This window comes from Deltaproteobacteria bacterium PRO3, assembly GCA_030263375.1.
GTDB lineage: Bacteria > UBA10199 > UBA10199 > DSSB01 > DSSB01 > DSSB01.
Genome location: SZOV01000159.1, coordinates 1 through 4,435 on the forward strand (window position 1 = coordinate 1; position 4,435 = coordinate 4,435).

Genomic DNA, 4,435 nt, shown 5'->3' on the forward strand with positions numbered 1-4,435 from the left:
CGCTCGGTGGCGACCGCGGGGGAATATATCGGCGACGGCGTCGCGCGGGTCGTGGTCGGCACCAAGGCCACCCGGGATCCGGAATTCCTGGCCGCCCTCGGCGCGAAATTTCCCGGCCAGATCGCCTTGGGCCTGGACACCAAGGCCGGCAAGATCGCCGTCCACGGCTGGACCGAGACCACCGGCCTCACCGTCCCGGAATATCTTAAGTCCGCCCCGCTGGCGGGCGTCTACTGCCTGATCTTCACCGACATCGCCCGCGACGGGATGTTGAGCGGACCCAACATCCCCGCCCTGCGCGAGGTGATGGCCGCCACCGAGCTGCCGGTCATCGCCAGCGGCGGGGTCTCTTCCCTGGAAGATCTTCGGGCCCTGGTGGCGATGGAAGACTGCAAGCTGCTCGGCGCGATCACGGGCAAGGCCCTCTACGAGGGCAAATTCACGCTGCGCGAGGCCCTGAAGGCGGCCGAGTCCTGATATGCTGACCAAACGCATCATCCCCTGCCTCGACGTGAAGGACGGCCGCGTGGTCAAGGGGACTCAATTTTTGAACCTGGTCGACGCCGGCGACCCCGTGGCGGTGGCCGAGGAGTATGAGCGCCAGGGCGCCGACGAGCTGACCTTCCTCGACATCACCGCCAGCCACGAGAAACGCGGCATCATCCTGGACGTCGTCGCCAAGACCGCGGAGAAATGCTTCATGCCGCTGACGGTGGGCGGCGGCGTGCGCACGATCGAGGACATCCGCAACCTGCTGCACGCCGGGGCGGACAAGGTCTCGATCAACACCACCGCGGTCAACGACCCCGACTTCGTCCGCCGGGCCGCCGACAAGTTCGGCAGCCAGTGCATCGTGGTGGCGGTCGACGCCAAGCGCTCCCTGGACGGCTGGGAGGTCTACACCCACGGCGGCCGCACCCCGACGGGCCTCGAGGCCCCCGAGTGGTGCCGCAAGATGGAGGGCTTCGGCGCCGGCGAGATCCTGCTGACCAGCATGGACCGCGACGGCACGAAGGCCGGCTACGACATCGAACTATTGCAGGCCGTGGCGGAGTTGGTCACGGTCCCGGTGATCGCCTCCGGCGGGGTGGGCACCGCCGAGCACATCTACCAGGGCCTGACCGAAGGCCGCGCCGATGCGGCCCTGGCGGCCTCGATCTTCCACTTCCGCGAGCTGAGCATCGCCCAGGTGAAAAGCTACTTGAGCGAACGCGGCGTCTTGGTTAGGACTGTGGCATGAACTACGACAAGATCCTCGACCAGCTGAAATTCGACGACAAGGGCCTCATCCCGGTCATCCTGCAAGACCACGAGAACGGCGAGATCCTGATGTTCGCCTTCATGAACCGCGAGTCCCTGAAGATGACGCTGGAAAGCAGGCTCGCCACCTACTGGAGCCGCTCCCGCAAAAAGCTTTGGGTCAAGGGCGAGAGCAGCGGCCACACGCAGGAGGTGAAAGAGGTCTACTTCGACTGCGACAACGACGCCCTACTGATCAAGATCAAGCAAAACGTCGCCGCCTGCCACACGGGCTACCGCAGTTGCTTCTTCAACAAGATCGAAGGCGATCAGGTGAAGACGGTCGGGGAAAAGCTCTTCGACGAGGAGAAAGTCTACAAGTGATGTAGGGGCGAACCTCGCAAGGTGAATCCATGGACTCCTGTATTTTCTGCAAAATTGCCCAAAAACAAATTCCCTCGAATCTTCTGTACGAAAGCGACCGCGTCCTCGCCTTCCCCGACATCGGCCCCCAGGCCCCGGTGCATCTCCTGATTATCCCCAAGGCCCATTACGCCCACTTGGGGGAGATCCCCCAGGACCAGCTGGGGGTGGTGGAAGAGATGTTTGCCGCAGCCCGCAGGCTCGCCGCCGACAAGGGCGTCCAAGACCGGGGCTACCGCCTGGTGATGAACGTCAACCCGGAGGGCGGACAGTCGGTCTACCACGTCCACATGCACCTGCTGGCCGGCCGCCAAATGGGCCCCTCCCTGATCGGCTAAGCCCCCCGTTTTTCAAGCCCCCGCGCCCGCCCGTTTATGGCTTGACAGGCCTTCCCGAAGCTCCTATATCCTCCCGCTCTTCGGCGCTTTCCCCGGATGGACAAGCCGCGGAAATCGGTGTATAAGAGCTTGATAATTAACACAAATTGAGGTTGTCATGCCCGGCATCCAAATTCGAGACGGCGAGTCCTTCGAGGCCGCCATGCGGCGATTCAAAAAGCAGTGCGAGAAGGCGGGGATCCTCTCCGAGGTCCGCAAGCGCGAGCACTACGAAAAGCCCAGCATCAAAAAGAAGCGCAAGACCGTCGCCGCCCGCAAGCGCGCCATAAAAAAGCAGTACCGCGACTAATTTCGTCACAAGCGATTCCGAAGCGAAAGGCCCCCGGCCTTCGTTTCGTATTTGTATTTTTAGGTGTCCAAGCCATGTCCCTCTATCAAGACATCGAATCCCAGCTCAAAGACGCGATGCGCGCCCAGGACAAGGACCGCCTGATGGCCCTGCGCAACATCAAGTCGGTGCTGAAGAACAAGGCCATCGACGCCAAGCGCGAGCTGAACGACGCCGAGGTCGTCCAGGCCCTCTCGACCCTGGCCAAGCAGCGCAAAGAGTCGATCGAGGCCTTCCAATCCGGCGGCCGCCAAGACCTGGTCGAAAAAGAGGCCGCCGAATTGAAAGTGATTGAAGAATTTTTGCCCCAGCAGCTCTCCGCGGAGGAGCTCGAAAAGACGATCCGTGAGGCCATCGCCGAGACCCAGGCCCAGGGCGCGAAGGACATGGGCAAGGTCATGAAGGCCGTGCAGCCCAAGGTCATGGGGCGCGCGGACGGTAAGATCGTCAGCGAGTTGGTGAAAAAACTGCTGGGCTAGTCGGCCTGTTCCGCCGACCGATTTTTTCATTTCCTGCGGGCGTTTCGGCCCTCGGACCGGGGCCGCTTCTCAATATTGGAGTGTGGATGTTTTCGGAAGAACAACTGTCGGAAATCCGAGAACGAGTTTCGATCGTCGAATACATCGGCGAATTCGTCCAACTCAAGAAGGCCGGCAAAAACTACAAGGGCCTCTGCCCCTTCCACCAGGAAAAATCGCCCTCCTTCATCGTCAGCCCCGACCGCGACACCTTCCACTGCTTCGGCTGCGGCAGCGGCGGAAACCTCTTCCACTTTTTGATGAAGCTCGACAGCCTCTCCTTCCCCGAGGCCGTCCAGCGCCTGGCCGAGCGGGCGGGCGTGCAGGTGGCCTCCTCCGGGCCGGCCGACCCCAAGGCCCGCGAGCGGCGCGACGAGGCCTTCGAGGTCCACCGCCAGGCCGCCTGGTACTATCACTGCCTGCTCAAGAACACCCCCAAGGACCACCCCGTCTGGGCCTACCTGGCCAAGCGCCAGATCCCCGAATCCGCCGTGGAGGCCTTCCACCTGGGCTACTGCCCGGGCCAAGAGAGCGGCCTGGCCGCACGCCTTCAGCAGAAGGGTATCGCCCGCGAGGTGCTCGAGAAGTTTTCGCTCTACCGCGGCCGCCGCGAGTTCTTCCGCGGCCGCCTCACCTTTCCCATCTTCCGCCACGACAAGAAGGTCGTCGGCCTGGGCGGGAGGCTCTTCCAAGAGAAGGACGAGGGGCCCAAGTACCTGAATTCCCCTGAATCCGAGATCTTCAAGAAGGGCGAGCTCTTCTACGGCTTCCACCTGGCCAAGGGCGAAATCCGCAAGAGAAACCAGGTCTTGCTGGTCGAGGGCTACCTGGACGTCATCACCCTCCACGGCCAGGGCTTCACCCAGGCCGTGGCGCCCCTGGGCACGGCCCTCACTTCCAATCACGCCAAGACCTTGCAAAGACTCGAGGCCGAAATCATCTTATTATTTGACGGCGATTCGGCCGGGGAAGAGGCGGGTTTGCGGGCCTTGGAAGTCCTTTTGGCCCAAGGGGTGACTCCGCAGATCGTGCGCTTGGAGGGCGGCGAAGATCCCGATTCTTATCTCCGGCGTTTTGGCCGTTTGGCCTTCGAAAAAAAGCTCCAGGAGCGGCGAAACCTTTTGGAGGAACTCATCGATAAGTGGTCGGCCTCGCTGCCCCGCGGCCCGCAGGCTCTGGAGCAGAAAGGCCGGGCGGCGAGGCGGCTGTTGGCCCTGATCGAGAAGCTCCCCGACTCCATCGTGCAAAATCTCTACCGCCGCCGGCTCGCCGAGGGCTTCGACATCCCGGAGGATTGGCTGCGGGGCAAGCGCCCCCTGCCGGAGAGGCGCCCCGCCCAGGCCGCGCGGCCGACCGAGCGGCGCCGGGCCTGGCTTCCCGAGGAAGAGACGATCCTCGAGGTTTGGTTGCGCTTCCCGTCGCTTCGGCCCGAGATCCTGGCCCGGGTGGAGGCGGAGGAGTTTTATCCGGAGGGACTGGCCGAAATCGTCCGGGCCTTTTGGGAGTTTGCAAAGACCGATCCTTATGGA

General features: G+C 63.0%; 7 protein-coding genes. All 7 read left to right on the forward strand.

The window, feature by feature from the left end; all coding sequences use genetic code 11:
- On the forward strand, nucleotides 1-477 hold a 477-nt coding region (locus FBR05_14820; protein ID MDL1873451.1), incomplete at its 5' end, for a 1-(5-phosphoribosyl)-5-((5-phosphoribosylamino)methylideneamino)imidazole-4-carboxamide isomerase.
- A 1-nt stretch (nucleotide 478) separates the two neighbouring features.
- Nucleotides 479-1,240, forward strand: coding sequence for an imidazole glycerol phosphate synthase subunit HisF (gene hisF / locus FBR05_14825; protein ID MDL1873452.1), 762 nt, complete (start codon nucleotides 479-481; stop codon nucleotides 1,238-1,240).
- Nucleotides 1,237-1,623 carry a phosphoribosyl-AMP cyclohydrolase gene (gene hisI / locus FBR05_14830; GenBank protein MDL1873453.1) on the forward strand — a complete coding sequence of 129 codons (387 nt, stop codon included), beginning with the start codon at nucleotides 1,237-1,239 and terminating at the stop codon, nucleotides 1,621-1,623. Before hisF ends, hisI begins: the two co-directional genes overlap by 4 nt.
- Before the next feature lie 29 nt (nucleotides 1,624-1,652).
- A complete protein-coding gene (locus tag FBR05_14835) occupies nucleotides 1,653-2,000 on the forward strand; it encodes a histidine triad nucleotide-binding protein (protein ID MDL1873454.1) in 348 nt (115 codons plus the stop codon).
- A 157-nt stretch (nucleotides 2,001-2,157) separates the two neighbouring features.
- Nucleotides 2,158-2,349 carry a 30S ribosomal protein S21 gene (locus FBR05_14840; protein ID MDL1873455.1) on the forward strand — a complete coding sequence of 64 codons (192 nt, stop codon included), beginning with the start codon at nucleotides 2,158-2,160 and terminating at the stop codon, nucleotides 2,347-2,349.
- Nucleotides 2,350-2,423: 74 nt separating this feature from the next.
- Nucleotides 2,424-2,867: a GatB/YqeY domain-containing protein gene (locus FBR05_14845; GenBank protein ID MDL1873456.1), complete on the forward strand. Its 444-nt coding sequence runs from the start codon at nucleotides 2,424-2,426 to the stop codon at nucleotides 2,865-2,867.
- Between the two features lie 86 nt (nucleotides 2,868-2,953).
- Nucleotides 2,954-4,435, forward strand: a 1,482-nt coding sequence (dnaG, locus tag FBR05_14850; GenBank protein MDL1873457.1) for a DNA primase, incomplete at its 3' end; no start/stop codon positions are given.